Origin of the sequence: Cellulosimicrobium cellulans (genome assembly GCF_016907755.1) — a bacterium.
GTDB classification, from domain to species: Bacteria; Actinomycetota; Actinomycetes; order Actinomycetales; family Cellulomonadaceae; genus Cellulosimicrobium; species Cellulosimicrobium cellulans_D.
On record NZ_JAFBCN010000001.1, the window covers coordinates 1,815,851 to 1,842,110 of the forward strand.

General features: G+C 73.2%; 17 protein-coding genes, 1 pseudogene and 1 riboswitch. Of the genes and pseudogenes, 10 read left to right on the forward strand and 8 right to left on the reverse strand.

All coding sequences use genetic code 11. The features are described 5' to 3' along the window. Positions 1 to 179: 179 nt before the first annotated feature. The 5 genes from pulA (at position 180) to JOE63_RS07825 (ending at position 11,386) form a co-directional block, all read left to right on the forward strand. Positions 180 to 6,371, forward strand: coding sequence for a pullulanase-type alpha-1,6-glucosidase (gene pulA / locus JOE63_RS07805; RefSeq protein WP_204540390.1), 6,192 nt, complete (start codon positions 180 to 182; stop codon positions 6,369 to 6,371). A 96-nt stretch (positions 6,372 to 6,467) separates the two neighbouring features. Continuing rightward, positions 6,468 to 6,965, forward strand: coding sequence for a GNAT family N-acetyltransferase (locus tag JOE63_RS07810; protein WP_204540393.1), 498 nt, complete (start codon positions 6,468 to 6,470; stop codon positions 6,963 to 6,965). A gap of 329 nt (positions 6,966 to 7,294) precedes the next feature. Beyond that, on the forward strand, positions 7,295 to 8,851 hold the full coding sequence (gene mmsA / locus JOE63_RS07815) for a multiple monosaccharide ABC transporter ATP-binding protein (RefSeq protein ID WP_087471411.1): 1,557 nt from the start codon (positions 7,295 to 7,297) through the stop codon (positions 8,849 to 8,851). Positions 8,852 to 8,903: 52 nt separating this feature from the next. Continuing rightward, positions 8,904 to 10,193, forward strand: a complete 1,290-nt coding sequence (gene mmsB, locus JOE63_RS07820) for a multiple monosaccharide ABC transporter permease (protein WP_087471412.1) — start codon at positions 8,904 to 8,906, stop codon at positions 10,191 to 10,193. Between the two features lie 80 nt (positions 10,194 to 10,273). After that, positions 10,274 to 11,386 carry a substrate-binding domain-containing protein gene (locus JOE63_RS07825; protein ID WP_087471413.1) on the forward strand — a complete coding sequence of 371 codons (1,113 nt, stop codon included), beginning with the start codon at positions 10,274 to 10,276 and terminating at the stop codon, positions 11,384 to 11,386. Between the two features lie 165 nt (positions 11,387 to 11,551). On the opposite strand, the gene purU is transcribed toward JOE63_RS07825, so the two are convergent. After that, complete coding sequence (gene purU / locus JOE63_RS07830; RefSeq protein WP_087471414.1) at positions 11,552 to 12,472, reverse strand: formyltetrahydrofolate deformylase; 921 nt, start codon at positions 12,470 to 12,472, stop codon at positions 11,552 to 11,554. Positions 12,473 to 12,579: 107 nt separating this feature from the next. On the opposite strand from purU, the gene JOE63_RS07835 reads away from it, so the two are divergent. From JOE63_RS07835 to JOE63_RS07855, 5 genes are all read left to right on the forward strand, one after another. Further along, positions 12,580 to 13,098: a GNAT family N-acetyltransferase gene (locus JOE63_RS07835; protein WP_087471415.1), complete on the forward strand. Its 519-nt coding sequence runs from the start codon at positions 12,580 to 12,582 to the stop codon at positions 13,096 to 13,098. A 53-nt stretch (positions 13,099 to 13,151) separates the two neighbouring features. Continuing rightward, positions 13,152 to 13,262: riboswitch (ZMP/ZTP riboswitch) on the forward strand. An 82-nt stretch (positions 13,263 to 13,344) separates the two neighbouring features. Continuing rightward, entirely contained in the window at positions 13,345 to 14,634 is a 1,290-nt protein-coding gene (gene glyA / locus JOE63_RS07840) for a serine hydroxymethyltransferase (RefSeq protein ID WP_087471416.1), read from the forward strand. Between the two features lie 8 nt (positions 14,635 to 14,642). Next, on the forward strand, positions 14,643 to 15,524 hold the full coding sequence (locus tag JOE63_RS07845; protein WP_087472834.1) for a bifunctional methylenetetrahydrofolate dehydrogenase/methenyltetrahydrofolate cyclohydrolase: 882 nt from the start codon (positions 14,643 to 14,645) through the stop codon (positions 15,522 to 15,524). Positions 15,525 to 15,607: 83 nt separating this feature from the next. Next, positions 15,608 to 17,023, forward strand: coding sequence for an MFS transporter (locus tag JOE63_RS07850; protein ID WP_204540397.1), 1,416 nt, complete (start codon positions 15,608 to 15,610; stop codon positions 17,021 to 17,023). Between the two features lie 102 nt (positions 17,024 to 17,125). Continuing rightward, a complete protein-coding gene (locus JOE63_RS07855) occupies positions 17,126 to 17,929 on the forward strand; it encodes an exodeoxyribonuclease III (protein WP_204540401.1) in 804 nt (267 codons plus the stop codon). A gap of 94 nt (positions 17,930 to 18,023) precedes the next feature. Here the strand turns inward: JOE63_RS07855 and galK are convergent, their stop codons facing one another. From galK to JOE63_RS07885, 7 genes and pseudogenes are all read right to left on the reverse strand, one after another. Further along, the gene (galK, locus tag JOE63_RS20945; RefSeq protein ID WP_307840302.1) at positions 18,024 to 19,367 is read right to left on the reverse strand and encodes a galactokinase; all 1,344 of its coding nucleotides are present in this window, start codon (positions 19,365 to 19,367) and stop codon (positions 18,024 to 18,026) included. Then, positions 19,341 to 20,543, reverse strand: a pseudogene (gene galT / locus JOE63_RS20950) (galactose-1-phosphate uridylyltransferase); the annotation flags it as partial. The gene galK and the pseudogene galT, both read right to left, overlap by 27 nt. Positions 20,544 to 20,598: 55 nt before the next feature. Next, positions 20,599 to 21,372, reverse strand: coding sequence for a DeoR/GlpR family DNA-binding transcription regulator (locus JOE63_RS07865; protein WP_204540410.1), 774 nt, complete (start codon positions 21,370 to 21,372; stop codon positions 20,599 to 20,601). 145 nt (positions 21,373 to 21,517) lie between these two features. Then, entirely contained in the window at positions 21,518 to 22,750 is a 1,233-nt protein-coding gene (locus tag JOE63_RS07870; RefSeq protein ID WP_204543557.1) for an ABC transporter permease, read from the reverse strand. 68 nt (positions 22,751 to 22,818) lie between these two features. Continuing rightward, the gene (locus JOE63_RS07875) at positions 22,819 to 23,538 is read right to left on the reverse strand and encodes an ABC transporter ATP-binding protein (protein ID WP_204543559.1); all 720 of its coding nucleotides are present in this window, start codon (positions 23,536 to 23,538) and stop codon (positions 22,819 to 22,821) included. Between the two features lie 95 nt (positions 23,539 to 23,633). Continuing rightward, complete coding sequence (locus tag JOE63_RS07880) at positions 23,634 to 25,226, reverse strand: hypothetical protein (protein WP_307839991.1); 1,593 nt, start codon at positions 25,224 to 25,226, stop codon at positions 23,634 to 23,636. Continuing rightward, positions 25,223 to 26,194 (reverse strand): hypothetical protein, encoded by a 972-nt coding sequence (locus tag JOE63_RS07885; RefSeq protein ID WP_087471419.1) that lies wholly within the window; start codon positions 26,192 to 26,194, stop codon positions 25,223 to 25,225. The genes JOE63_RS07880 and JOE63_RS07885 overlap by 4 nt, the downstream gene beginning before the upstream one ends. Between the last annotated feature and the right edge of the window lie 66 nt (positions 26,195 to 26,260).

The window sequence follows — 26,260 nt, forward strand, 5'->3', positions numbered from 1 at the left end:
CGACCCAGAGTTGCTGGGTCTTGCTGCAAATTTCTGCAACCAGTACAGTTCGCCTCAGCCGTACGCTGAGGAAGCCGCGGTCGACGTCGCCCGCTGCTGGTCCCGTCGTCCGTGGTCTTGCCGGCCCCTGCCCGCTCACGCGTGCGGTCCCGCACCAGCCACCGGACGAGGGAGTCCTCATGACCTCCACGCCGCGACGTCGCCGCGTTCCGCGCATCCCGTCGCCCCACCCATCCGACCCGTCGCCCCGCCGCTCGCGCGGGGCCCGTACGACGGCGTCGGTCACCGCCGTCGCGCTCGCCGCCTCCGGCCTGGCGGGCGTCACGCTCGCCGCGCTCGCCGCCCCCGCGGCGGGGGCCGACGAGCGCACGCTCGCCCTCGTGGGCGACCTCCAGTCCGAGCTCGGCTGCGCGGCCGACTGGGACCCCGCGTGCGCCGCGACCGAGCTCGCACCCACCGACGCGGCGGGCGTGTGGTCCGCCGACTTCGACCTGCCCGCCGGCACGTACCAGTACAAGGTCGCGTTCGACGACGCCTGGGACGAGGCGTACGGGCGCGAGGGCGGCCAGGACAACGCGCCGCTCGTGCTCGGCGGCGACGCGACCGTGCGTGTCACGTTCGACGAGTCGACCCACCGCATCGCGCTCACGCCGCTCGGGCTCGCGAGCGGCTACGACGAGGCGCAGGACGCCGACCTCGTGGTGCCCCCCGTGCGCCAGCCCGGGTCGGGCGAGCGCTTCTACTTCGTCATGACCGACCGGTTCGCGAACGGCGACCCGTCGAACGACACCGCCGGGCTCGGCGACGACCCGCTCGTCTCCGGGTTCGACCCGACGAACAAGGGCTTCTACCAGGGCGGCGACATCGCGGGCCTGCGGCAGAACCTCGACTACGTCGAGGGCCTCGGCACGACGGCGATCTGGCTCACGCCGTCGTTCAAGAACCAGCCGGTCCAAGGCACGGGCGCCGACACGTCGGCGGGCTACCACGGCTACTGGATCACCGACTTCACGCAGATCGACCCGCACCTCGGCACCAACGCCGAGCTCGAGGCGCTCATCGACGAGGCGCACGACCGCGGCATCAAGGTCTACTTCGACATCATCACGAACCACACGGCCGACGTCATCGACAACGAGCAGAAGCAGTACTCGTACGTCGACCAGGCCACGTCGCCGTACCGCGACGCCGAGGGCGCCGTGTTCGACCCGGCGGACCACGCGGGCACGGGAGACTTCCCGGCGCTGGACGCCGCGACGTCGTTCCCGTACACACCGGTCGTCCCCGCGGGCAAGGAGGACGTCAAGGTCCCGGCCTGGCTCAACGACCCGACGCTGTACCACAACCGCGGCAACTCGACGTGGACCGGGGAGTCCGTGACGTACGGGGACTTCGACGGCCTCGACGACCTCATGACCGAGCACCCGACCGTGGTCGACGGGTTCGTCGACGTCTACCAGGACTGGATCGACCTCGGCATCGACGGCTTCCGCATCGACACCGTCAAGCACGTGAACTTCGAGTTCTGGGAGACGTGGACCACCGAGGTCCTCGACTACGCGCACGCGCAGGGCAAGGACGACTTCTTCATGTTCGGCGAGGTGTACGACGCCGACGCGGCGAAGCTCTCGCCCTACGTGCGCAAGACGGACATGAGCTCGACGCTCGACTTCACGTTCCAGTCCGCGGCGACGAGCTTCGCGAGCGGCAACAGCGCCAAGGGCCTCGCGTCGCTCTTCGCGAGCGACGACATGTACACGACGCCCACGACGAACGCGCAGGCGCTGCCGACGTTCCTCGGGAACCACGACATGGGCCGCGTCGGGTACATGCTCGCGAGCACCGACGACCCGCTCGCGCGCGACGAGCTCGCGCACGACCTCATGTACCTGACCCGCGGGCAGCCGGTCGTGTACTACGGCGACGAGCAGGGCTTCGCGGGGAAGGGCGGCGACAAGGACGCGCGCCAGACCCTGTTCGCGACCCAGGTCGACGAGTACGCCGACCAGCCGCTCGTCACCGGCGAGCAGGCGGGCAGCGTCGACCGCTTCGGCACCGACGCGCCGCTCTACGCGCACATCGCCGAGCTCGCCGCGCTGCGCGAGGCGCACCCGGCGCTGGCCGACGGCGCCCAGGTCGAGCGCTACGTCGAGAACGGCGCGGGCGTGTACGCCTTCAGCCGCGTCGACCGTACGGAGAAGGTCGAGCACCTCGTGGCGCTGAACAACGCGGCGCAGGAGCGGACGGCGACGTTCACGACCCTCACGCCCGGCGCCTCGTACGAGGTGCTCTACGGCGAGCAGGCCGCGCCCGTCACCGCCGACGCCGACGGCGTCGTCACGCTGACCGTCCCGGCGACGGGCACCGTCGTGCTGCGGGCCGACCGCCAGGTCGGCGCGGACTCGTCGGGCGACATCGCCGTCACCGTGCCGCGCACCGGGGGAGCGGTCACCGGCGTCGCGCCCGTGACGGCCACGGTCGACCCGGACGCGTGGGCCGAGACGTCGTTCGCGTGGCGCGAGGTCGGGAGCGCCGAGTGGCACCCGCTCGGTACCGCCGAAGACACCGCGCCGCGCGTCTTCCACGACGTCGCCGGTCTCGCGGACGGCACGCTCGTGGAGTACCGCGCCGTGACGACCGACGCCGACGGCGACCGTGCCGCCGCGTCGACGTTCGCGAGCGTCGGGGTCGACGTGAGCGGGGTCGTGGGCGAGGAGCCCGAGCCCGAGATCGACCTCGTGACCGTGCCCGGGAGCCACAACGCGGCCATGGGCTGCGCGGGCGACTGGGCCCCGGGCTGCGAGGCCGCGAAGCTCACGAAGCGCCCCGACGGCGTCTACGCGGGCACGTTCGACGTCCCGGCCGGGACGTACGAGTACAAGGTCGCGCTCAACGGGTCGTGGACCGTCAACTACGGCGTCAGCGGCGTACAGGACGGTGGCAACGCGACGTACACGACGACCGGCGGCCCGGTGACGTTCTACTGGGACCCGGTGAGCAAGGACTTCTCGAGCACCGCGCAGGGGCCGATCGTCACGCTCGCGGGCTCGTTCCAGGACCAGGTCGGCTGCCCCGGCTCGTGGGCGCCCGACTGCCTCGCGTCCTGGCTCAAGGACCCGGACGGCGACGGCGTCTACACCTGGTCGACCGACCGCCTCGCGGCCGGCGCGTACGAGGGCAAGGTCGCGCACGGCCTGAGCTGGGCCGAGAACTACGGCGTCGGCGGCGCGCGCGACGGGGCGAACTACCAGTTCTCCGTCGGCGACGGCGAGCAGGTGACGTTCTCGTACGACCTCGCGTCCCACGTCCTGACGATCGACGTCGCGAACCCGCCGCTCCCCGGCACCGGCCAGCAGGCCGCGCACTGGGTGCGCGAGGGCGTCGTCGCGTGGCCGGGTGACCTCGGCACGGGCGACGAGTGGACCCTGTGGGTCGCACCCGAGGGCGGGCTCTCGGTCACCCCGGGAGCCGCCGACGGCGAGGTGCACGCCCCGGAGGGCACGGCGTCGTACACGCTCGCGGTCGACCCGTCGGGCCTGCCCGACGACGTCGCGGCCGAGTTCCCGGCGCTCGCGGGGCACACCGCGCTGCGCGTGCTCGACGACGGCGAGCCGCTCGACCGCGCGGGCGTCGAGGCGGCGCTCACGGGCCAGCTCCTCGTCACCCGGGCCGACGGCGGCGCGCTCACGGCCGCGACCGGCGTGCAGGTGCCGGGCGTCGTCGACGACCTGTTCGCGCAGGACGCGGCCGAGCGCGAGCTCGGCGTCTCGTGGCACGCCAACGGCAAGTGGGCGTCCTTCGCGCTGTGGGCGCCGACGGCGAAGGCCGTCTCGGTGCTCGCGTGGCCCGCGGGGGCGTCGCTCGACGACGACCCGCGCCGGTTCGAGGCCGCGCGCCAGCCCGACGGCACGTGGACGCTCGACGGCAAGACCGCCGACAAGAAGCTCGGCGGCGCGGACGTCGGCTGGAAGGGCGCGCGCTACCTCTACGAGGTGCAGGTCTACGTCCCGAGCACGGGGAAGGTCGAGACGAACGTCGTCACCGACCCGTACTCGGTGGGCCTGACGCTCGACTCCACGCACTCGGTGGCCGTCGACCTCGACGACCCCGCGTTCCGCCCGAGCGCCTGGGAGGGCACGCCCGCCCCGGTCGTCGAGCGGTCGGTGGACCAGACGATCTACGAGCTCCACGTCCGGGACTTCTCGATCTCCGACGAGACGGTCCCGGCGGAGCGGCGCGGCACGTACCTCGCGTTCGCGGAGCAGGACTCGGCCGGCATGACGCACCTGCGCGAGCTCGCGGACGCGGGCGTCACCACGGTGCACCTGCTCCCGACGTTCGACATCGCGTCGATCCCCGAGGACCGCGCGGCCCAGGCCACGACCGGCGACCTCACCGGGTTCGCGCACGACTCGCCCGAGCAGCAGGCCGCCGTCGCGGCGGTGCAGGCGCAGGACGGCTTCAACTGGGGCTACGACCCGTGGCACTTCAGTACGCCCGAAGGGTCGTACGCGGTCGACGCGGACGGCGGCGCGCGCGTGGCCGAGTTCCGCACCATGGTCGGGTCGCTGCACGGCGCCGGGCTGCAGGTCGTGCTCGACCAGGTGTTCAACCACACCGCCGCGAGCGGGCAGGACGCGAAGTCCGTCCTCGACAAGGTCGTGCCGGGCTACTACCACCGGCAGAACCCGACCACCGGCTCCGTCGAGACGAGCACGTGCTGCCAGAACGTCGCGACCGAGCACGCGATGGCCGGCAAGCTCATGGTCGACTCCGTCGTCACGTGGGCGAAGGACTACCGCGTCGACGGGTTCCGCTTCGACCTCATGGGCCACCACTCGAAGCAGAACATGCTCGACGTCCGGGCCGCGCTCGACGAGCTCACGCTCGCCGAGGACGGCGTCGACGGGAAGTCCGTCTACCTGTACGGCGAGGGCTGGGACTTCGGCGAGGTCGCGGGCAATGCGCTGTTCGAGCAGGCCACGCAGGGCCAGCTCGGCGGCACGGGCATCGGGACGTTCTCCGACCGGCTGCGCGACGCCGTGCACGGCGGCTCGCCCGTCGACGGCGCGTCCACGTTCACGCAGGGCTTCGGCACGGGCCTCGCGACGGACCCGAACGGGCAGCCCGCCCGGGCGGGAGAGCCGGGGACCGTGAACGACGGGTCCGCGGACGAGCTCGCCGACCTCGGGCACCAGACCGACCTCGTGCGTCTCGGCCTCGCGGGCAACCTGCGCGACTACACGCTCGTCACGTCGACGGGTGAGGAGAAGCGCGGCGACGAGATCGACTACCGCGGGGCGCCGGCCGGCTACGCCGACTCGCCCGAGGAGGTCGTGACCTACGTCGACGCGCACGACAACGAGACGCTGTTCGACCTGCTCGCGCTCAAGCTCCCGGCCGACACGCCGATGGACGAGCGCGTGCGCATGAACACGGTCTCGCTCGCGACCGCGGCGCTCTCCCAGACGCCGTCGTTCTGGCACGCGGGCACGGACCTGCTGCGGTCGAAGTCGCTCGACCGCAACAGCTACGACTCGGGCGACTGGTTCAACGCGATCGACTGGACCGGTCAGGACAACGGCTTCGGCAAGGGCCTGCCGATGGCGGCGGACAACGAGGACAAGTGGCCGCTCATGGCCCCGCTCCTCGCGGACCCGGCGCTCACGCCGTCGCCCGACGACATCGCCACGGCGTCGGCGCAGGCGCAGGAGCTCCTGCGGCTGCGGCACTCGACCGAGCTCTTCCGGCTCGGCGACGCGGACCTCATCCGGGAGAAGGTCACCTTCCCGGGTGCCGGTCCGGAGCAGGCGCCCGGCGTCGTCGCGATGTCGGTGGACGACACGGTCGGTGCCGACGTCGACCCCGCGCTCGACGGGCTGCTCGCCGTCTTCAACGCCTCGCCGGACGAGGTCACCGTCCCGCTGTCCGCGCTCGCGGGCCGCGAGTACGTGCTCTCGCCGGTCCAGGCCGAGGGGAGCGACGCCGTCGTGCAGGGCACCACGTGGGACGCGGCTTCTGGGACCGTCACGGTCCCGGCGCGCACCGTCGCGGTGCTCGTCGAGCCGCAGGCGGGCGGCGACCTGCCCGTCTCCGTCGAGGTGCAGCCCCGCTGCCTCGCGGGCAAGGCCTACGTCGCCCTCCGCGCGACGAACGACGGCGCCGTCCCAGTGGACCTGACGCTGTCCACGCCGTTCGGCGAGAAGTCGTTCGCCGACGTCGCGGCCGGGAAGAACGCCTACCAGTCGTTCGCGACGCGGGCGAGGAGCGTCGCAGCGGGGGAGGCCGTCGTCACGGCCACCACCGTGGTCGACGGCGAGGAGGTCACCTCGACCTTCGCCGTCACCCACGAGGCGCTCGCCTGCTCCTGACCGGACCACCGAGGGAGACGCACGGTACGGCGAGGTAGAGCCCTGGTCCACGACCAGGGCTCTACCTCGGCGGCCCGGGTGCTACGGTCGCGAGCCGTGAGCAACCCTCCCGAGCCCGCGCCCGCACCCGGCCCGACGGCGGGGCTCGCGTTCCGTGCTGCGGTCGCCGCGGACCTGCCGCGCGTCGTCGCGCTCATCGCGGACGACGCCATCGCCCGGGCTCGGACGGGGGAGGTCGGGCCCGCGCACGACGCGGCGTTCGCCGCGATCGACGCCGACCCGCACAACGAGCTCGTCGTGGTCGAGCTGGACGGCGAGATCGTCGGCACGATGCAGCTCACCGTGATCCCGGGGATCTCCCGGAACGGCGCGTCGCGGCTCCTCGTCGAGGCGGTGCGCGTCGACCGACGGCTCCGTGGGCAGGGCGTGGGCCGCGCCATGATGGCGTGGGCGCACGCGTGGGGCGTCGCGCGCGGCTGCGCGCTCGCCCAGCTCACGTCCGACAAGCAGCGGACCGACGCGCACCGGTTCTACCGCGCGCTCGGGTACGAGCAGTCGCACGAGGGCTTCAAGCGCCCCCTGCCGCCGCGGTAGACCCGCGGCCGTCGCGCCGTCGTTCCACCACCACTGGTCAGCCCTCGACCTTCCCGGAACGCGCCGCGTCCATAGAGCGCTCTCACGTCTTCAGTTCCTGACCGCGTGGGAGCGTTCTCCTCGTGTTTGCGCTCACATCAATGGCCGTTCCGCCCGGCGTTCTGGGACCAAGGTCGCTGTTTGGTCACGGTTCTGCCGATCCTTGCGTTCAGGAGTTGACGCCAAGAACGTGACCGGCATAACGTCGCACCCGCTCGGACGGCGCTGAGGGTGTCCGGGTCCGCGGCGCGTCGGTGCGCCGCGAGCTGTCCTCGGCAGGAGGAGGTCCGATGGTGGACGAGCGCGTGATCCTCGAGATGCGAGGTATCACCAAGGAGTTCCCGGGCGTGCGCGCCCTCGACGACGTGAACCTGCGGGTGCGGGCGGGAGAGATCCACGCGATCTGCGGCGAGAACGGCGCCGGCAAGTCGACGCTCATGAAGGTGCTCTCGGGCGTGTACCCGCACGGGACGTACTCCGGCGACATCTACTACGACGGCGCCGAGGTCCAGTTCAAGGACATCCGTTCGAGCGAGCACGCGGGCATCGTCATCATCCACCAGGAGCTCGCCCTCATCCCCGAGCTCTCGATCACCGAGAACATCTTCCTCGGCAACGAGGTCAAGGGTGCGTTCGGCATCGACTGGGACGCGGCCCGCCGCCGCGCCGAGGAGCTCATGGCGCGCGTCGGCCTCCAGGAGTCGCCCGACGCCCAGATCAAGAGCATCGGCGTCGGCAAGCAGCAGCTCGTCGAGATCGCCCGTGCCCTCGCCAAGGACGTCCGTCTGCTGATCCTCGACGAGCCGACCTCGGCGCTCAACGAGGAGGACTCCGAGCACCTGCTCGACCTGCTGCGCGGCCTGCGGTCCAAGGGCCTGACGAGCATCATGATCTCCCACAAGCTCAACGAGATCGAGGAGGTCGCGGACTCGATCACGATCATCCGCGACGGGCGCTCGATCGAGACCCTGGACGTCCAGGGCGACGAGGTCGACGAGGACCGGATCATCCGCGGGATGGTCGGCCGCTCGCTCGAGTCGCGCTTCCCGGAGCACACGCCGTCCATCGGCGAGACGTTCTTCGAGGTCGAGGGCTGGACCGTCGAGCACCCCGAGGTGCCGGGGCGGCTCGTGTGCAAGGGGTCGACGTTCCACGTCCGCCGGGGGGAGATCGTCGGCTTCGCCGGGATCATGGGCGCCGGCCGCACCGAGCTCGCGCGCTCGATCTTCGGTCGCTCGTACGGGCGCTACAAGTCCGGCGTCGTGCGCATCGACGGCCGCGAGGTGTCCATGCCGACCGTGCTCTCGGCCATCGAGAACCGGATCGCGTACGTCCCCGAGGACCGCAAGACGCTGGGCCTGAACCTGCTCGACACGATCCTGGGCACGATCCAGGCGGCCAACCTGCCGCGGATCTCGAAGAACGGCGTCATCGACCAGGATGCCGCGTTCGTCGCGGCGGAGTCGTACCGCAAGGCGTTCTCCATCAAGGCGCCGAGCGTCCACGAGGGCGTCGCGAAGCTCTCCGGCGGCAACCAGCAGAAGGTCCTGCTCGCCAAGTGGATGTACACCGAGCCGGAGCTCCTCATCCTCGACGAGCCGACGCGCGGCATCGACGTCGGGGCCAAGTACGAGATCTACGGCCTCGTCCAGAAGCTCGCCGACGCCGGCCGTGGCGTGGTGGTCATCTCGTCCGAGCTGCCCGAGCTCCTCGGCCTGTGCGACCGCATCTACACCGTCTTCGAGGGGCGGATCACGGGCGAGGTCCCCGGGTCGGAGGCGACCCAGGAGGGGCTCATGCGCCTCATGACCGGAACGCCCGGCGACGCGTCCGACGCCGCCGCCTGAGCGCGCCCCACCACCCAGCCACCGCATCTCGACCGAGAAGGAACTACCGACGATGTCGTCCATCAAGCAGCTGCTGAGCGGAGGAGCGCGCCAGTTCGGCATGCTCTTCGCGCTCCTCGCCCTGGTCATCTACTTCCAGATCGCCACGGGCGGGCGGGTCCTCACGCCGAGCAACGCGCAGAACCTGCTCAACGGCAACTCCTACATCCTCATCCTCGCCATCGGCATGGTGCTCGTCATCATCGCGGGCCACATCGACCTGTCCGTGGGCTCCGTGGCCGCCGTGACCGGCATCATCGTGGCCCTCGCGATCCGCGACTGGGGCATCCCGTGGTGGCTCGGGATCCTCCTCGGGCTGAGCGTCGGCGCGATCATCGGCGCGTGGCAGGGCTTCTGGGTCGCCTACGTCGGCATCCCCGGCTTCATCACGACGCTCGCCGGCATGATGCTGTTCCGCGGCCTCAACCAGCTCATCGGTGACTCGAAGTCGGTGCCGGTGCCCGCCGAGCTCCAGACGCTCGGTGGCGGCTACCTGCCCGAGTGGGGCCCGAACACCGGGCTCAACAACTCGACCCTGCTGCTCGGCGTCCTCGCGATCGCCGCGGTCGTGTGGTCGGAGCTCCGCCGCCGCGCGAGCGCCCGCAAGCTCGGTGCGGAGCCCGTCCCGACCTCCGTCGCGGTCACCCGCGTCGTCCTCTTCAGCGCCGTGATCGCCTACCTCACGTACCTCTACGGGTCGGGCCGCGTCGGCACGTCGTTCCCCGTCCCGGCGCTCGTGCTGGTCCTGCTCGTCGTCGTCTACCAGTTCGTCGCGTCGCGCACCATCACCGGTCGCCACGTCTACGCGGTCGGTGGCAACCGCGCCGCCGCGGCGCTGTCCGGCGTGAACATCCGGCGCACGAACTTCTTCGTCATGATGAACATGTCGGTCCTCGCCTCGCTCGCCGGGATGATCTTCATCGGCCGGTCCACCGCGTCCGGCCCCGCGGACGGCAACATGTGGGAGCTCGACGCGATCGCGGCCGTGTTCATCGGCGGCGCGGCCGTCTCCGGCGGCGTGGGCACCGTCGTCGGCTCGGTCATCGGTGGTCTCGTCATGGCCGTCCTCAACAACGGCCTCCAGCTCATGGGCGTCGGCTCGGACTGGACCCAGATCATCAAGGGCCTCGTGCTCCTCATCGCCGTCGCGTTCGACGTCTACAACAAGGTGCAGGGCCGCCCGTCGATCATCGGGCTCATCTTCCCCTCACGGCGCGACAAGGGCACGGGCGCCGTCACCGGCGCGGACGAGGTCGAGCCCGCGGTCCCCGTCGAGGCGGGCTCGACCGCCGCCAAGGGCTGACCGCCGCTCCTCGCCCGCCTCTCACACCGCACGACCCCTCCAGCATCCGACGACGGATGCCCGACAAGAAAGTGGTACCCATGAAGAAGCTCACCACGACGCTCCTGGCGCTCACCGCCGCGAGTGCGCTCGTGCTCAGCGGCTGCTCCTCCGACCGCGGGGGCGACAGCGGTGGCGACTCGACGGGTGGCGGCGAGTCCGCGGCCGCCGGGTTCGAGGAGGGCGCGACCATCGGCGTCGCCCTCCCGCAGAAGACGTCGGAGAACTGGGTCCTCGCCGAGGAGCTGTTCAACGACGGCCTGACCGAGGCCGGCTTCAAGCCGATCGTGCAGTTCGCCAACGGCGGCGTCTCGGAGCAGCAGAGCCAGATCGACGCCATGGTCGAGCAGGGCGCCAAGGTCATCATCGTCGGCGCGATCGACGGCACGCAGCTCGGCTCGCAGCTCAAGTCCGCTGCCGACCAGGGCGTCAAGGTCATCGCCTACGACCGTCTCCTCGAGAACACGGACGCGGTCGACCTCTACGTCGCCTTCGACAACTTCCGGGTCGGCGAGCTCCAGGGCGAGGCCCTGCTCACCGGTCTGGCGGAGCGCAAGGGCGAAGGCCCGTACAACATCGAGCTCATCGCCGGCTCGCCCGACGACGCGAACTCGACGCCGTTCTTCGAGGGCGCCATGAGCGTCCTGCAGCCGAAGATCGACGACGGCACCCTCACGGTCGTCTCGGGCCAGACGTCGCAGGAGCAGGTCGCGACGCAGGGCTGGAAGGCCGAGAACGCGCAGAAGCGCATGGACACGATCGTCTCCGGCTCGTACGGCGACGGCACCGAGCTGCACGGCATCCTCTCCCCGAACGACACGCTGGCGCGCGCTGCCCTCACGTCGGTCAGCCAGGCGGGCCTGCCGACGCCGGTCATCACCGGCCAGGACTCCGAGGTGGAGTCGGTCAAGTCGATCGTGGCGGGCGAGCAGTACTCGACGATCTACAAGGACACGCGTGAGCTCGTCGCGGAGAGCATCCGTCAGGTCCAGCTCGCGCAGAAGGGCGAGGACTTCGAGGCGAACGACACCGAGTCGTACGACAACGGCGTCAAGGTCGTCCCGGCCTTCCTGCTCGACCCGATCATCGTCACGCAGGAGAACGCGGCCGACGTCTACGCGAACGACCCGACGCTGGGCCCGCTCACCCAGTGACCCGCGGCTGACCCCGCGAGCTGCCCGGTCCTGAGCGACCGGGTGGCGGCGGCGTACCGGCACGCCGCCGCTCGACGGCCCCCGTCACGTCCTCGGACGTGGCGGGGGCCGCCGTCGTTCAGGGGGAGCGGTGCCGGTCGCCGGGGAGCCCGGGGCGGCGACGGCTCAGCGGAAGACGACGGTGCGGTGCCCGTCCAGGAGCACGCGGTGCTCCGCGTGCCAGCGCACCGCGCGCGCCAGCGTCTGGCGCTCGACGTCCTCGCCGATCGCGACGAGGTCCTCGACCCGGCGCGAGTGGTCGACGCGCTCGACGTCCTGCTCGATGATCGGGCCCTCGTCGAGGTCGCCCGTCACGTAGTGCGACGTCGCACCGATGAGCTTGACGCCGCGGTCGTGCGCCTGGGCGTACGGGCGCGCGCCCTTGAAGCTCGGCAGGAACGAGTGGTGGATGTTGATGATGCGCCCCGGCATCTCGCGGCACAGCTCGTCCGAGAGGATCTGCATGTAGCGCGCGAGGACGACGAGCTCGACGTCGAGCTCCGTCACGAGCCCGCGCAGGCGCGCCTCGGCGTCGGCCTTGGTGTCCCGGGTCACCGGGACGTGGTGGAACGGCTTGCCGTAGAACGTGGCGATGTCCTCGAGGTCGCGGTGGTTGCCGACCACGCCGACGACCTCGATCGGCATGCCCTGGGAGCGCTCGCGGTAGAGCAGGTCGACGAGGCAGTGCGGTGCCTTGGAGACCATGAGCAGCGTGCGGACCCGGCGCCCCACGACGTCGAGCTGCCACGTCATGGCGAACCGGGCCGCGACCTCCTCGACCGCGCGCTCCAGCTCGGCGCGCTCCGCGGCGGCCGTGACCTGCACGCGCATGAAGAACAGCCCCGAGAGCGGGTCGCCGAACTGCTGCGACTCCGTGATGTTGCCGCCGAGCCGTGCGAGGGCCCCGGCGACGGCGTGCACGATCCCCGGCCCGTCGGGGCACGAGAGCGTGAGGACCCAGTGCGTGGGGTCGCCGGTCGGGGGCTGCGCGGTGCGGAGCGCCGAGGTGTCGGGGACGTCGGCGCCACGGGGATCTGTCGTGGACACCCCTCAGAGGGTAGCCGCGTCCCGGCGGTGCCGAGGCCGCCGTCCGGCACCCTGACATCACCCGGACACGCGCGGTCGGGCCGCGCGATGTCTGACACCATGTCTTCATGAACGACGCGCAGATCACGACCCGCCTCGTCGACGACGCCGAGGCCGGTGAGCTCCTGACCCTGCGGCGGGCGGCGTTCGTCACCGAGGCGCAGCTCTACCAGGACCCCAACATCCCCCCGCTGACCCAGACGCTCCACGAGCTGCGCGAGGACCTCGCGCGCGAGGACGTCGTGACGATCGGCGCGTGGCTCGGCCCGCGCCTCGTCGGCTCGGTCCGCGTCGAGATTGAGGACAGCAAGGCGACGCTCGGCCGCCTCGCGGTCGCGCCGGACATGCAGGGCCGCGGCATCGGGACGCAGATGCTCTTCGAGGTGCTGCCCTACCTGCCCGAGCAGACGTCGGAGATCTGGGTCTTCACGGGCAAGGACTCCAAGCAGAACCTCGCCATGTACACCAAGCACGGCTACGAGGAGCAGTACGACAGGGCCGCCGGCGACCTCACGTACACCTACCTGCGCCGCATCCTCGGCGAGGCCGAGGCGCGCAACGAGTCCGACGCCGTCGGGCAGGAGTAGCCGGGCACGAGCAGGCGAGAGCCCGGGACCGGCCCGCGGGCCGTGCGCTAGGATCGACGCGTCGCGACTGGCGCCGCCCGGAGGAACTCCGCCCGGGCAGGGTGGATCACCACCGGGGAGCGACACGCTGTGCAGACGACGGGTCGTTCGCCTGGGCCCCGGGTCACACCCCTGGTGGGGCGTACCCGGCGAGCCGGGAACGTGACCACCGACGACACACTGCCAAGCACCCGCGGAGGAGACGCCATGAGCGCCCAGCCAGCCGACAACGTCCTCGACACCCCGCTCGCCGAGCTCGACCCCGAGATCGCGGCCGTCCTCGACGGGGAGCTCGCGCGCCAGCGCGACACCCTCGAGATGATCGCGTCCGAGAACTTCGTCCCGCGCGCCGTCCTGCAGGCGCAGGGTTCCGTGCTCACCAACAAGTACGCCGAGGGCTACCCGGGCCGCCGCTACTACGGCGGCTGCGAGCAGGTCGACGTCGCGGAGAACCTCGCGATCGCCCGCGCCAAGGAGCTCTTCGGCGCCGAGCACGCCAACGTCCAGCCGCACTCGGGCGCCACGGCCAACGCCGCCGTCCTGCACGCGCTCATCAACAAGGGCGACAAGATCCTCGGCCTCGAGCTGGCGCACGGCGGCCACCTCACGCACGGCATGAAGATCAACTTCTCCGGCAAGCTCTACGACGTCGCGGCCTACGGCGTGGACCCGCAGTCGTACCGCATCGAGATGGACGAGGTGCGCAAGCAGGCCCTCGAGACGCGTCCCGACGTCATCATCGGCGGCTGGTCCGCGTACCCCCGTCACCTCGACTTCGCGGCGTTCCGCGAGATCGCGGACGAGGTCGGCGCGAAGCTCTGGGTGGACATGGCGCACTTCGCGGGTCTCGTGGCCGCGGGCCTGCACCCGTCCCCGGTGCCCTACGCGGACGTCGTGTCCTCCACGGTCCATAAGACGATCGGCGGCCCGCGCTCCGGCTTCATCCTGAGCAAGGAGGAGTTCGCCAAGAAGATCGACTCCGCCGTCTTCCCCGGCCAGCAGGGCGGCCCGCTCATGCACGTCGTCGCGGCCAAGGCCGTGTCGTTCAAGATCGCCGGCTCGGACGACTTCCGCGACCGCCAGGAGCGCACGCTGCGCGGCGCGAGCATCATCGCGGACCGCCTCGCCCAGGCCGACGTGGCCGAGGCCGGCGTCTCCGTCCTCACGGGCGGCACCGACGTCCACCTCGTGCTCGTCGACCTGCGCCACTCCGCGCTCGACGGCCAGCAGGCCGAGGACCTCCTGCACGAGGTCGGCATCACCGTGAACCGCAACGCCGTGCCGTTCGACCCGCGCCCCCCGCGCGTCACGTCCGGCCTGCGCATCGGCACGCCCGCGCTCGCGACGCGCGGCTTCGGCGACGCCGAGTTCACCGAGGTCGCCGACATCATCGCGATCGCCCTGCGCGAGGGTGCCGCGGCCGACGCCGACACGCTGCGCGCCCGCGTCCAGAAGCTCACGGCCGACTTCCCGCTGTACCCGGGCCTGCACCAGTGAGCCCCCGGATGAGTGCGCAGCTCCTCGACGGCAAGGCGACCGCCGCGGCCATCAAGGCCGAGCTCAAGGACCGCCTCGCGGTCCTCGCCGGGAAGGGCGTCGTGCCCGGCCTGGGCACGCTCCTGGTCGGCGACGACCCCGGCTCGCAGTGGTACGTCGCCGGCAAGCACCGCGACTGCGCCGAGGTCGGCCTGTCCTCGATCCGTGAGGACCTGCCCGGCGACGCGACGCAGGAGGAGATCGAGGCCGCGGTCCGCCGCCTCAACGAGGACCCGGCCTGCACGGGGTACATCGTGCAGCTCCCGCTGCCGAAGGGCATCGACACCAACCGCGTGCTCGAGCTCATCGACCCGGCCAAGGACGCGGACGGGCTCCACCCGACCAACCTCGGGCGCCTCGTCCTGCGGGTCAACGAGGAGGTCACCTCGCCGCTCCCGTGCACGCCGCGCGGGATCATCGAGCTCATCGAGCGGCACGGGATCTCCCTCGCGGGCAAGGAGGTCGTGGTCGTGGGCCGCGGCGTGACCGTCGGCCGCTCGATCGGCCTGCTGCTCACGCGCCGCGCCGTCAACGCGACCGTGACGCTCACGCACACCGGGACGACGGACCTCGCGGAGCTCGTGCGCCGCGCCGACGTCGTCGTCGCGGCGGCGGGCGTCCAGGGCATCATCACGCGCGACATGGTCAAGCCGGGCGCCGTCGTCATCGACGTCGGCGTCTCGCGCGAGGTCGACCCCGAGACCGGCAAGAGCAGGGTCGTCGGGGACGCCGCGCCCGACGTCGCCGAGATCGCGGGCTGGATCTCGCCGAACCCCGGCGGGGTCGGGCCCATGACGCGCGCGATGCTCCTCGCGAACGTCGTCGACGCGGCGGAGCGCGCCTCCGCCTGACCTCTCCCAGGGCGCGGTCGTGGATCACCACGGCCGCGCCCTGCGGCGTTCCCGGGGCGGCCCGCAGGCGCTAGTCTGCGCGGGTGACGAGGGCGCGCATCGCGACGACGGCGGCGTACGCCGTGCAGGGCTTCGGGTTCGCCGTGGTGCTCACCAGCATCCCCGGGTACAAGGAACGGCTCGGCATGGGCGACGACGTCGTCACGCTCGTCGTGCTGGGCGTCTGCGTCTTCGCCGGGCTGGGCAGCGCGCTGTCCGGCGTCGTGGCGGCGCTCCGCGGCGCGCGCGCCGTGGTCGTGGGCGGCCTGCTGCTCGCGGCGCTCGCGGTGGCGGGCGTCGGGCTCGCGCCGTCGTGGCCGGTGTTCTTCGTCGCGATCGGGCTGTACGGGCTCGCGCTCGGCGCCGTCGACGCCGCGATGAACATGCTCGGGATCGACGTCGAGCGCGGGCACGGGCGCAGCCTGCTCGCGTCGTTCTTCGCCGCGAACGCCGCCGGGGGCGTGCTGGGTGCGCTCGCCGTGTCGGGCAGCGTGCTCGTCGGCCTCGGTCAGCCGGCCTCGCTCCCGCTGGTGGCGCTGCTCGTGGCCGCTGGCGCCGTCTGGCTCGCGCTACGGCTGCCCGACGGCGGCACCACCGTCCCGGGCGCCGTGGCCCCGGGCGGGACTCCGGGCACCGAGCGGCCGACCGAGGCGGGCCCGGTAGCGGTCGGGGTCGCGGACGACGGCCGCGGCGTGGCAGCGCTCGGGACCGTGCCGTGGGTCGCGGCGGGCACGATCGCGCTGCTCGGCGCGGGGATGCTCGCGTTCCCCGTCGCCGACTCGGCCGTGTCGAGCTGGAGCGCGACGTTCCTGCGCGACGTCCTCGCGGCGAGCGCCGCCGCCGCCCCGCTGGGGTATGCGGCGTACCAGGCGGCCCTCATCGTGTCGCGGCTCGTCGGGGACGGCCTCGTCGAGCGTCTCGGCCGGGTACGGGTCGTGCGCCTGGGAGGCACGCTCGGCGCCCTCGGGTTCGTCGCGGTGGCCGCGGCCCCCGCCTGGCCCGTCGCGGTGCTCGGGCTGGCCGCGACGGGGCTCGGGCTCGGCGTGGTCGCGCCCCTCGCCTTCTCGGCGATCGGGGACCGGGCCCGCGAGGCGGTGGCGACGGGCTCGGGGAGCACCGGACCTGCGACCCCGGGCGGGCGCGTCGAGGACGTCGTCGGGGTCGACCGGGTCGTCGAGGACGGGCTCGTCGACGTGGACGCGGGCGTGGCGCCGGTCGAACCTCCCGCCGGGATCGTCGCGACGGTCACGGACCGTGCGGTCGCGCGCCTCAACGTCTTCACCTACGCGGGCGCGGTGCTCGGCGGCGTGCTCACCGGCGTCTTCGCGACCGCCCACCACCTCCGGGTCGGGTTCGTCGTCCTCGCCGTGCTCGCCGCGGTGTCGGCGGTGCTCGCCGGCGCGTTCCGGCCCGCCCGCGTCGCCCTCGTGAGCGTGAGCGAGACCACGCCGCCCGCATGACGAGAGGTCGCCGTCCTGTCGGTGGCGTGTGATGGGATGGCCGGCGTGCCGCGGCCGTCCTGGCAGCCGCGCGCGACCGTCATCGAGGGAGGACGAGCCCACTTGCTCACCATCGCCACCGCCAACGTCAACGGCATCCGTGCCGCCTACCGCCGCGGGATGGACGCCTGGATCGCGTCCCGGACGCCCGACGTCCTCCTGCTCCAGGAGGTCCGCGCCCCCGACTCGATCGTCAACGACTTCCTCGACGGGTGGCACGTCGCGCACCAGGCGTGCGACATCAAGGGCCGCGCCGGCGTCGCCGTCGCGTCCCGGCTGCCCGTCTCGGCCGTGCGCGTCGGGCTGGGTGCCGGCGAGCCGGAGCCGCCCGTCGACACGGGCCGCTGGGTCGAGGCGGACCTCGAGCTGCCCGACGGCGGTCGCCTCACCGTGGTCTCCGCGTACATCCACTCCGGCACCGTGAGCCAGCCGGAGACGATGGTCGCGAAGTACGCCTACCTCGAGAAGGTCACCGCGCGCCTGCGCGAGCTCGCGGCCACGGGGGAGAAGGTGGTCCTGGCGGGCGACCTCAACATCGCGCACCACAACGTCGACATCAAGAACTGGCGCGGCAACCTCAAGAGCGCCGGCTTCCTCCCGGAGGAGCGCGCGTACGTCGACACCTGGCTCGACCAGGTCGGCCTCGTCGACCTCGGCCGCGTCCACGGCGGCGAGGGCCCCGGCCCGTTCACGTGGTGGTCGTGGCGCGGGCGCGCGTTCGACAACGACTCCGGCTGGCGCATCGACTACCAGCTCGCCACGCCCGCGCTCGCGGAGCGCGCCGTCAAGGTCGAGGTCGACCGCGCGCCGTCGCACGACGAGCGCTGGAGCGACCACGCGCCGCTCGTCGTCACGTACGACCTCTAGGACGTCCCGGTCCCGCCGAGCACGACACGAGGGTCGTCGTGCGGCACGTGACGACCGTCGTGTCGTGCTGGGCGGTGTGTGAGGTCGTGTCGGGTCACGCGACGCGCTCGGCCGGCGCGGACGGCGTCGCGAGGAGGAAGCCGGGGGCGCCGAGGCCCTCGCGCTCGAACGCGGCGCGGACGGCGTCCGCCACGAGCTCGACCTGGTCGGCGCGGACCAGCGCGATCGCGGAGCCTCCGAACCCCCCGCCGGTCATGCGCGCGCCGAGGGCACCGGCCACGCGCGCGGCGTCCACGGCGACGTCGAGCTCGACGCTCGAGACCTCGTAGTCGTCGCGCAGCGACGCGTGCGACGCGTTCATGAGCGGCCCGACCGCGTCGGGGCGGCCGTCGCGGAGGAGCGCGACGAGGTCGCGCACGCGGCCGATCTCCGTGACGACGTGGCGCACGCGGCGGCGCGCGACGTCGTCGGGCAGCTTCTCCAGGGCGACGGCGAGGGTGCCAGCGGGGTCGTCGCTCGTGGCGACGTCGTCGGCGAGCGCGCGCAGCGAGACCAGCCCGAGGGCGCGGGCGGCGTCCTCGCACGTGGCGCGCCGCGCCGCGTACTGGCCGTCGACGAGCCGGTGCTCGGCGCGCGTGTCGACGACGAGCAGGGCGAGGCCCGCGGCGTCGAGGTCGAACGGCACCTGCTCGGCGGACTCGACGGGGTCGAGGCCGGGGCGGCAGTCGAGGAGCAGCGCGTGCCCGGCGGTCGCGCGCAGGGACGCGGACTGGTCCATGCCGCCCGTCGGGGCTCCCGCGATCTCGTTCTCGGCGCGGATGCTCGCGGTGGCCAGGCGGGCGCGGCCCGCGTCGGTCGCGGCCAGGCCCAGCCCGGCGACGTCGTCGAGCGCGACCGCGACCGCGCACTCCAGCGCGGCCGACGAGGAGAGCCCGGCGCCGAACGGCACGCTCGAGTCCACCGCCGCGTCAAAGCCCGTGATCGCGTCGGGGTCGGCGCCCCGCGCGACGAGGTGCTCGCGCAGGGCCCACGCGACGCCGGCGACGTACGAGCCCCACCCGGAGACCGAGCCCGGGGTGACGTCCTCCAGCGTCGTCGTCCACGTCTCGCCGGGCGCCTGGGCCGACGCGAGCCGGACGACGGAGTCCGTGCGCGGGCGCAGCGCGACGTACGTGCGGTGGGGGAGCGCGACCGGCAGGCACAGACCCGCGTTGTAGTCGGTGTGCTCGCCGATGAGGTTGACGCGGCCGGGCGCCGCCCAGACGTGGACGTCGTCCTGGTGCTCGCGGGCGGTCTCGGCACGGGGGTCGGCCGCGTCGACGCCGAACGCGGTGGCGAAGACCGTGCGAGCCCGGGCCGCGCCGTCGTCGTCCGACCACGAGCGGACCCACCCGCGCGCGGCGCTGGACGGCGCGAGCTCCTGGAGCCGCGCCGCGATCCGCTCGGGGGTCGTGTCGCTGATCCACGCACCCATGCCCGACTCCGAACCGGCGAGGTACTTGAGCTTGCCCGGAGCGCGCAGGACGGAGAAGACCTGCAGGTGCAGCCGGGCGAGGGTCACGTCGTCCGTCCCGCCGTCCGCGACGGAGCGGCCCTCGCGCGCCGGGGCCTGGTGCCACGCGGCGATGTAGGGGAGCGGGATGGGGGCGCCGTCGGCCGTCTCGAAGAACCGGTCGAGGCGGCGCAGGAGCTCGAGGTACGCCGTCGCGAGGTCGTCGCGCTCGGCGTCGGTGAGCGCCGGCAGGTCGGGCACGTCGCGTCGCGGGGCCAGGTGGACCTCGACGGGCCAGCGCGCCGCGAACGGCACGTAGGCGACCCAGTGCTCGGTCTCGAGCACGACGCGGCGCCCGTCCGCGAGCTCGGAGTCGAGGACGTCGCGCAGCAGGTTGCGGCCCGTGCGGCGGTGGTGCTCGCGCGCCTCGTCGAGCAGCGCGCGCGTGCGGGGCGTGACGTACGGGTAGCCGTAGATCTGCCCGTGCGGGTGGTGCAGCGTGACGCCGATCTCCTGCCCGCGGTTCTCGAAGCAGAAGACCTGCTCCACGCCCGGCTCGGCCCCGAGGACGGCGGTGCGGTCGGCCCACGCGTCGATGATCGTGCGCACGCGCTGGGGCGAGAGCGCGCCGAACGACGTGCGGTGGTCGCTCGAGAAGCACACGACCTCGCACCGGCCCGCGGCCGGGGCGTGGAGCCGGAGCGGCGCGTCCTCGACGACGACGTCCTCGACCCCGGGCACGCGCTGCAGCGACGGGAAGCGGTTCTCGAAGACGACGACGTCGTAGTCGGTGTCGGGGACCTCGCCGTCCGAGTAGGCGGCGCCGGGACGCGCGGGGCACAGCGGGCACGAGTCCGCGGCGGGGAGGAACGTGCGGTTCATCCGGTGCGCGGCGAGGGGGACCCAGTCGCCCGTGAGCGGGTCGCGGCGCATCTCGGGGCCGACGTACGGTCGCGGCGTCCCGTCGGGGCCCGGGACCGGGGCGAACCGGTCGGGCAGCGGACGCGGGTCGTCGAGGCGACGTGAGCGCTCACCCGAGACGTACGCGGGCGAGTCGTCGAAGTAGACGAGCTCGCGGCCGTCGGCGAGGCGGGTCGAGGTGCGGCGCAGGTGCGAGTTCATGCGTGCGGGGTCCGATCGCGGTGCGGTGTGGGGAGAGGCGGCTACGGCACCGCCGTCAGGCGACGACGAGCTGCTCGACGAGGTCCTGGACCCGGGCGCGCTCGTCCTCCGCGAGCCCGGCGTCCGTGATGAGGACGTCCACGTCGGCGAACGTCGCGAAGACGCGCAGGCCGGTCGTGTGCCACTTCGTGTGGTCGGCGAGGACGACGGTGCGGCCCGCAGACTCGATGAGCGCGCGGTTGGTCGCGGCCTCGTCCAGGTTCGGGGTCGTGAGCCCGATCTCCGTGTCCACGCCGTGCGCGCCGACGAACGCGAGGTCGACGCGCAGGCCGGCGAGCGCGGCCTCCGCGAGCGGGCCGACGAGCGCGTCGGACGGGGTGCGGCTGCCGCCGGTGAGGATCGTCTCCAGGCGCGGGTCGTTCGCCCGGTGCAGGATCTCGGCGACGGGGAGGGAGTTCGTGACGACCGTCAGGGGGCGCAGCGCGGGGTCCGCGGCGATGCGGGCGGCGAGCAGGTGCGTCGTCGTGCCGGCGCTCAGCGCGACCGAGGCGTTGGCGGTGATGAGGCGCGCGGCGGCCGTCGCGATGGCCTCCTTCTCCGCGGCCTCGCGCGAGCTCTTGGCGGCGAAGCCCGGCTCGTGCGCCGTGGTGTGCGGGGCGACGGCGCCCCCGTGGACCTTGCGGACGAGGCCCTGGTCGGCGAGCTCGACGAGGTCGCGCCGGATCGTCATGTCCGACACCCCGAGCTCCCGGGTCAGGTCGCCGATGCGGACCGCGCCGTGGTCCCGGATCTCCGCGAGGATGCGCTCCTGGCGCTGTGAGGCGAGCATGCGAACAGTATTGTCCACATCGCCGAGAAATCCAACACGATCGAACACGACCAAACATCGCGTCGCGCGGGGATCGCGGTCCGAGGCCACCGAGGTGGCCGGGCCGCCCGGCCAGGACATCGTCCCGGCCGGGCGGCCCGCGCGGTCAGGTCCCGCCGCGCAGCGCGGCGATCGGCTCGATCGCCGCGGCCTTGAGCGCAGGGTAGGTGCCGGCGAGGAGGCCCACCACGCCGCCGAGGAGTGCCGCCCCCAGGGCCATGCGGACGTCGAGGATCGGTGTCCACTCCTGCACCACCGAGACGACGACGACCGCCAGCACGCCCAGCGCGGCCCCGACGAGGCCGCCCAGCAACCCGACGACGACCGACTCCACGACGAACTGCGCGCCGATGTCACGCCGGGTCGCCCCCAGCGCACGCCGCAGGCCGATCTCGCCCACCCGCTCCATGACGGACAGCAGGGTGATGTTGGCGATCCCCACCCCGCCGACGAGGAGCGCGATGCCGCCGAGCGCGAGGAAGATCGCGTTGACGTCGGCCTGGACGTTCTCCCGCAGCGCCGAGCCCGACGTGGGTGCCTTGACCACGAAGCCGTCCGGGGCGTTGGGGTCCAGCGCGACGGGCGCCTGCCGGGCCACGACGCTCCCCGCGCCCGTCGCGATCCGCAGCTGCAGCTCCTCCGGGGCGCCGACCCCGAAGTCGGCGCGTGCCGTGCCGGCGGGGAGGATCACGGCGTCCAGCAGGTCGGTACGTCGCTGCACGTCGTCGACGATCCCCATCACCGTGTACGACCGCTCGCCCACGAACACCGACGGCTGACGGTCCACCCGGTTGATCCCGAGCCGCTGGGCCGCCCGGGCCCCGAGGACCGCGACACGGTCGGCGCGCGCGTCGTGCCCGGCGTCGAAGAACCGGCCCGTGACGACGTCGCCCCGCACGGCGCCCAGGAGCCCCGGCGTCGCGGCGACGACGCCCGGGCTCGCCTGGGCCGCGACCGACGGGTCGTTCACGGGCACCGCGGTGACGGTGACACCCCCGACGTCGACGGCCGCGACGGCTCCCGCCTCCTCGACGCCCGCGAGGCGCAGCACGCGCTCGGGGCCGTCCCACGGGAGCTGCGCGACGGCACGCTCCTCGCCCGACATGAGCGTCGTCGTCTTCGGCTCGACGACGACCTGCGTCGCCGCGACCGCGTCGAACTGCTTGCTGATCTGCCCCGCGGCCGTCTGCGCGAGGCCGACCGTCACGACGACGGACGCGATGCCCAGCACGGTCCCGAGGACCGTGAGCAGGAGCCGGCCGGGCCGCGCGGCGATCCCGTGCGCCGCCTCGGAGAACAGGTCGCGCGCGCCGAAGCGGTCGCGCCCGCGCACGCGCAGCCGGACGTCGCGCCCGGGGCGGTCCCCGCCCCGTCGGCGGGCGTGCCGGACCCGGTCCCACGGCGCCGTCACCGGTCCAGCTCCTCGAGCCGGCCGTCCGCGATCCGCACGCGCCGCTCGGCGCGCGCGGACACGACCGGGTCGTGCGTGATGACGGCCAGCGTGAGCCCGTCGGCGTGGAGCTCGTCGAACAGGTCCATGACCTCCGCCGAGTTGGTGGAGTCGAGGTTGCCCGTGGGCTCGTCCGCGAGCAGCAGGTGCGGCGCGGCGACGATCGCCCGGGCCACCGCGACGCGCTGGCGCTCGCCGCCCGAGAGCGTCGTGGGGTGGAACGTCGTCCGGTGCGTGAGGTGCACGCGGTCGAGCGCCGTGCGGGCCCGCTCTTCCCGCTCCCCGCGCGGCACTCCGCTGTACAGGGTCGCGAGCAGGACGTTGTCGAGCACCGTCCGCTGCGGCAGCAGGTGGAAGGACTGGAAGACGAAGCCGATCCGCCCGCCGCGCAGGGACGAGCGCACCGACTCCGACGCGCTCCCGGTCGGGACGCCGTCGAGCAGGTACTCGCCCGACGTCGGGCGGTCGAGGAGGCCCAGGATGTTGAGCAGCGTGGACTTGCCCGAGCCTGAGGGGCCGATGATCGACACGTACTCGCCGGGGTCCACGCGCAGGCTCACCTCTCGCAGCGCGTCCACCCGGGGCGGGCCCGGGAAGCTGCGCGACACGTCGACGAGGTCGACCACGGCCGCGGGGACGCTCCCGACGTCGGTACCCTCGGTCGCGGCGCCCGGCACCGCGCCGCTCGACCCCGTTCCGCCGGGCGCCCCCGGAGGTACCGCGTCAGGGCCGCCGCCGGGGTCGGTCCCCGGGAGCCCCAGCTCGGTCCAGGTCACTCGCCGACCACCACCAGGTCGCCCTCGTCGAGCTCGCCGTCCGCCGAGACGATCTCGACGAAGCCCTCCGCCGCGAGCCCCGTCTCGACGTCCACGAGCTCGGTCGTCGCGTCAGCGCCCGACCCACGCCGGACCTCGACGCGCGACTCGCCCCCCGGCCCTGCGGTGAGGGCCGCGAGCGGGACGGCGAGCACCTCGCCCCCTGTCGAGCTGACCGGGACGCGGATGCGCACGTTCTGGCCCTGCAGGGCGGTGACCTGCTCGGGCGTGAGGGCGTCGGGCGTCAGCGTGACCGTGTAGCGACCTGCCCCGCCCTCCTTCTCCTCGCCCTCGCCGTCCTTCGCGGCCGACGCGGGCTCGACCGCCGTCACGGTCGCCGTCGCCTCGGAGTCGTCCGGCAGCGTGAGCGTCGCGGCGGCACCTACCTCCAGCAGCTCGGCGTCGGACGCCGCCGCGGACGCCTCGAGCACGAGCGTCGCCCCGGACACGGACATGACCGGCCCCTCGATCGTGCTGCCCCGCTCGACCTGCACCTCGTCCACGCGGCGAGGCAGGCCGGCGAGGAAGAGGACCTCGCTCGCCGGCAGCGCCGTGAGGGTCTGCGTCCGCGCGTCCTCGAGGGCCTCCTGCGCGTCGGCGAGCTGACGCCGCGCCGACTCGACGCCGGCGCTCTCCGCCGCGGTCTGGCGCGGCCGGTCGAGCTCGGCCCGCTGCGCCTGGGCGAGCCGGAGATCGTCCTGCGCGCCCGCGACGTCGCCACCCTCGGCCTGGGCCGCGGCCACCGCGCGCTCCGCCGCGCGCACGGCGTTGTCGGCCTGCAGCTTCTCCACGTCGGTCGCCCCGGTCTGCGCCGCAGACAGGGCGGCGCGCGCCCCGTCGAGCGCGTCCTCGGCCCCTCGCACACCCTCGCGCGCGCTCGTCACCGCGAGCGCGGCCTCCTCCGCGGCCGACGGCGCCGGATAGCCGACCTGCGCGTAGAGCTTCTCGACGGCGGTGGCCGTCGCGGCGTCGTACAGGTCGCTGTCGGTGCGCCCGGGATCGATGCCCACGGCGCCCAGCGCCGCCTTGAGCTGGAGCACGTCGGGACCGGACACCCCCACGCGCAGCGACCGGTACGCCGGGAGCTCGCCCGGGAGCACGATCACGGGGCGCCCCGCGATCTCCAGGGCGACGCCCGCCGCGCCCAGCTCGGCGCCGACCTCGGGGACCTGTCCCGTGACGACCGCGGGGCCGCCCAGGTCGCCGGTCTCGATCTTGACCGACACCGCGTCGTCGTAGGTCGCGTCCGCGCGCAGCGTCACGTCGTTGGCGAGCGTCCGCCGCTCCACGGGGACGGTGATGAGGCCGGCCTCGGGGGGCTCGGCGTCGGCAGCCGCCTGCGCGGGGGAGACGACGAGCCGGCTGAGCACGATGCCGGCCACCAGGCTGAGGACGGCGACGCCCGCGACGAACCACACCAGGCGGTGCCCCGTCAGCGAGAGCCGGCGGCGCTCGCGGCCGTCCGCCCCGCCGTCCTCTCCGCCGCCCTCTCCGCCGAGCGGCTCCGTCCCCGGCTCCGGGGCGTGGAGGGCCGTATCCTCCGCGGTCACTTCTGGGCCTCCGTCATGAGGTCACGGACGACCTCCATCTCCTCGCGGTGCTCCTCGACGAACGCGGCCTCGAGGTCGTGCTGCACCTCGAGCCGGACCTCCTCGTAGTCGACCTCCTGCTTGCACGTGAAGTCCGCCACCGCGGTGTCGCGCTCGAGGTCCTGGGCCTCCTGGAGGACCTCCTCGCTCGGACCCTCGGCGCCGGCGTCCTCCCAGAGCGCGTTCGAGCGCTCCATCATGTCGTCCATGGCCTCCTGCGGGGTGGTGTACCCGGCGAAGCCGGCGTCGGCCATGCACCCTGACCACGCGGTGTCGGTCTCCTGGAGGCGCGGGTCCGCGGCGACGTCCTCGTAGAGCTGCGTGGTCGCCTCGTTGAACGCGACCATCTCCGCGCTCTCGTAGAGCGCGTTCTGATCGCCGTAGACCTCCTGCTGCGCCGCGCCCTGGCATCCGGCCGTCGTCGGGTCGTACTCCGGCATCTCGGCGTCCTCGTCGTACTCCATGCTCGCCATGTCGCCGTAGAGCGCCTCGTAGTAGGCGGTCTGCTCCGACTCGGACATGGCCTCGACGTACTCCTGGTTCGGGTCGACCCAGGCGTCCATGGCCGCCTGCTCCTCCTCCGAGGGCTCGATCTGGACGGAGAAGCCGTACCCGTTCTCGGCCGCGAACTTCTCCGTGTCCTGATCCTCCGAGGAGGTGGTGAAGGACATCGCGGACTGGTCGACGGGCTGGTACTCGAAGCCCTGCTCCACCATGCAGCGGGCGACGGCCTCCTCGATCTCCATCTGCTCGGCCTGTGCCTCCTCCTCGTCCCAGTCCCCGTAGACGTCGGCGAAGAACTCGGTGAGCGGGCCCTCGGTGGCGGACTCCGCCGCAGGTCCGTCGCCGCCGCACGCGGCGAGAGCGAGCGTGCTGACGAGCAGCAGCGCGGTCGAGGTGGTGCGGAGGGCGGTGACTCGTCGTGCCATGGCGTGCATCCCCTGTTCGTGGCAGTCGTGGTCGTGCTGTCGGTATGCAGTTGTGGGTCGGTGGGT

Coding starts and splice junctions, on each gene's coding strand:
- JOE63_RS07885 (WP_087471419.1), bottom strand. CDS start 26,194: ATGGCACGACGAGTCACCGCCCTCCGCACCACCTCGACCGCGCTGCTG.
- glyA (WP_087471416.1), top strand. CDS start 13,345: ATGAGCGCCCAGCCAGCCGACAACGTCCTCGACACCCCGCTCGCCGAG.
- mmsB (WP_087471412.1), top strand. CDS start 8,904: ATGTCGTCCATCAAGCAGCTGCTGAGCGGAGGAGCGCGCCAGTTCGGC.
- JOE63_RS07845 (WP_087472834.1), top strand. CDS start 14,643: ATGAGTGCGCAGCTCCTCGACGGCAAGGCGACCGCCGCGGCCATCAAG.
- JOE63_RS07865 (WP_204540410.1), bottom strand. CDS start 21,372: ATGCTCGCCTCACAGCGCCAGGAGCGCATCCTCGCGGAGATCCGGGAC.
- JOE63_RS07825 (WP_087471413.1), top strand. CDS start 10,274: ATGAAGAAGCTCACCACGACGCTCCTGGCGCTCACCGCCGCGAGTGCG.
- JOE63_RS07835 (WP_087471415.1), top strand. CDS start 12,580: ATGAACGACGCGCAGATCACGACCCGCCTCGTCGACGACGCCGAGGCC.
- mmsA (WP_087471411.1), top strand. CDS start 7,295: ATGGTGGACGAGCGCGTGATCCTCGAGATGCGAGGTATCACCAAGGAG.
- pulA (WP_204540390.1), top strand. CDS start 180: ATGACCTCCACGCCGCGACGTCGCCGCGTTCCGCGCATCCCGTCGCCC.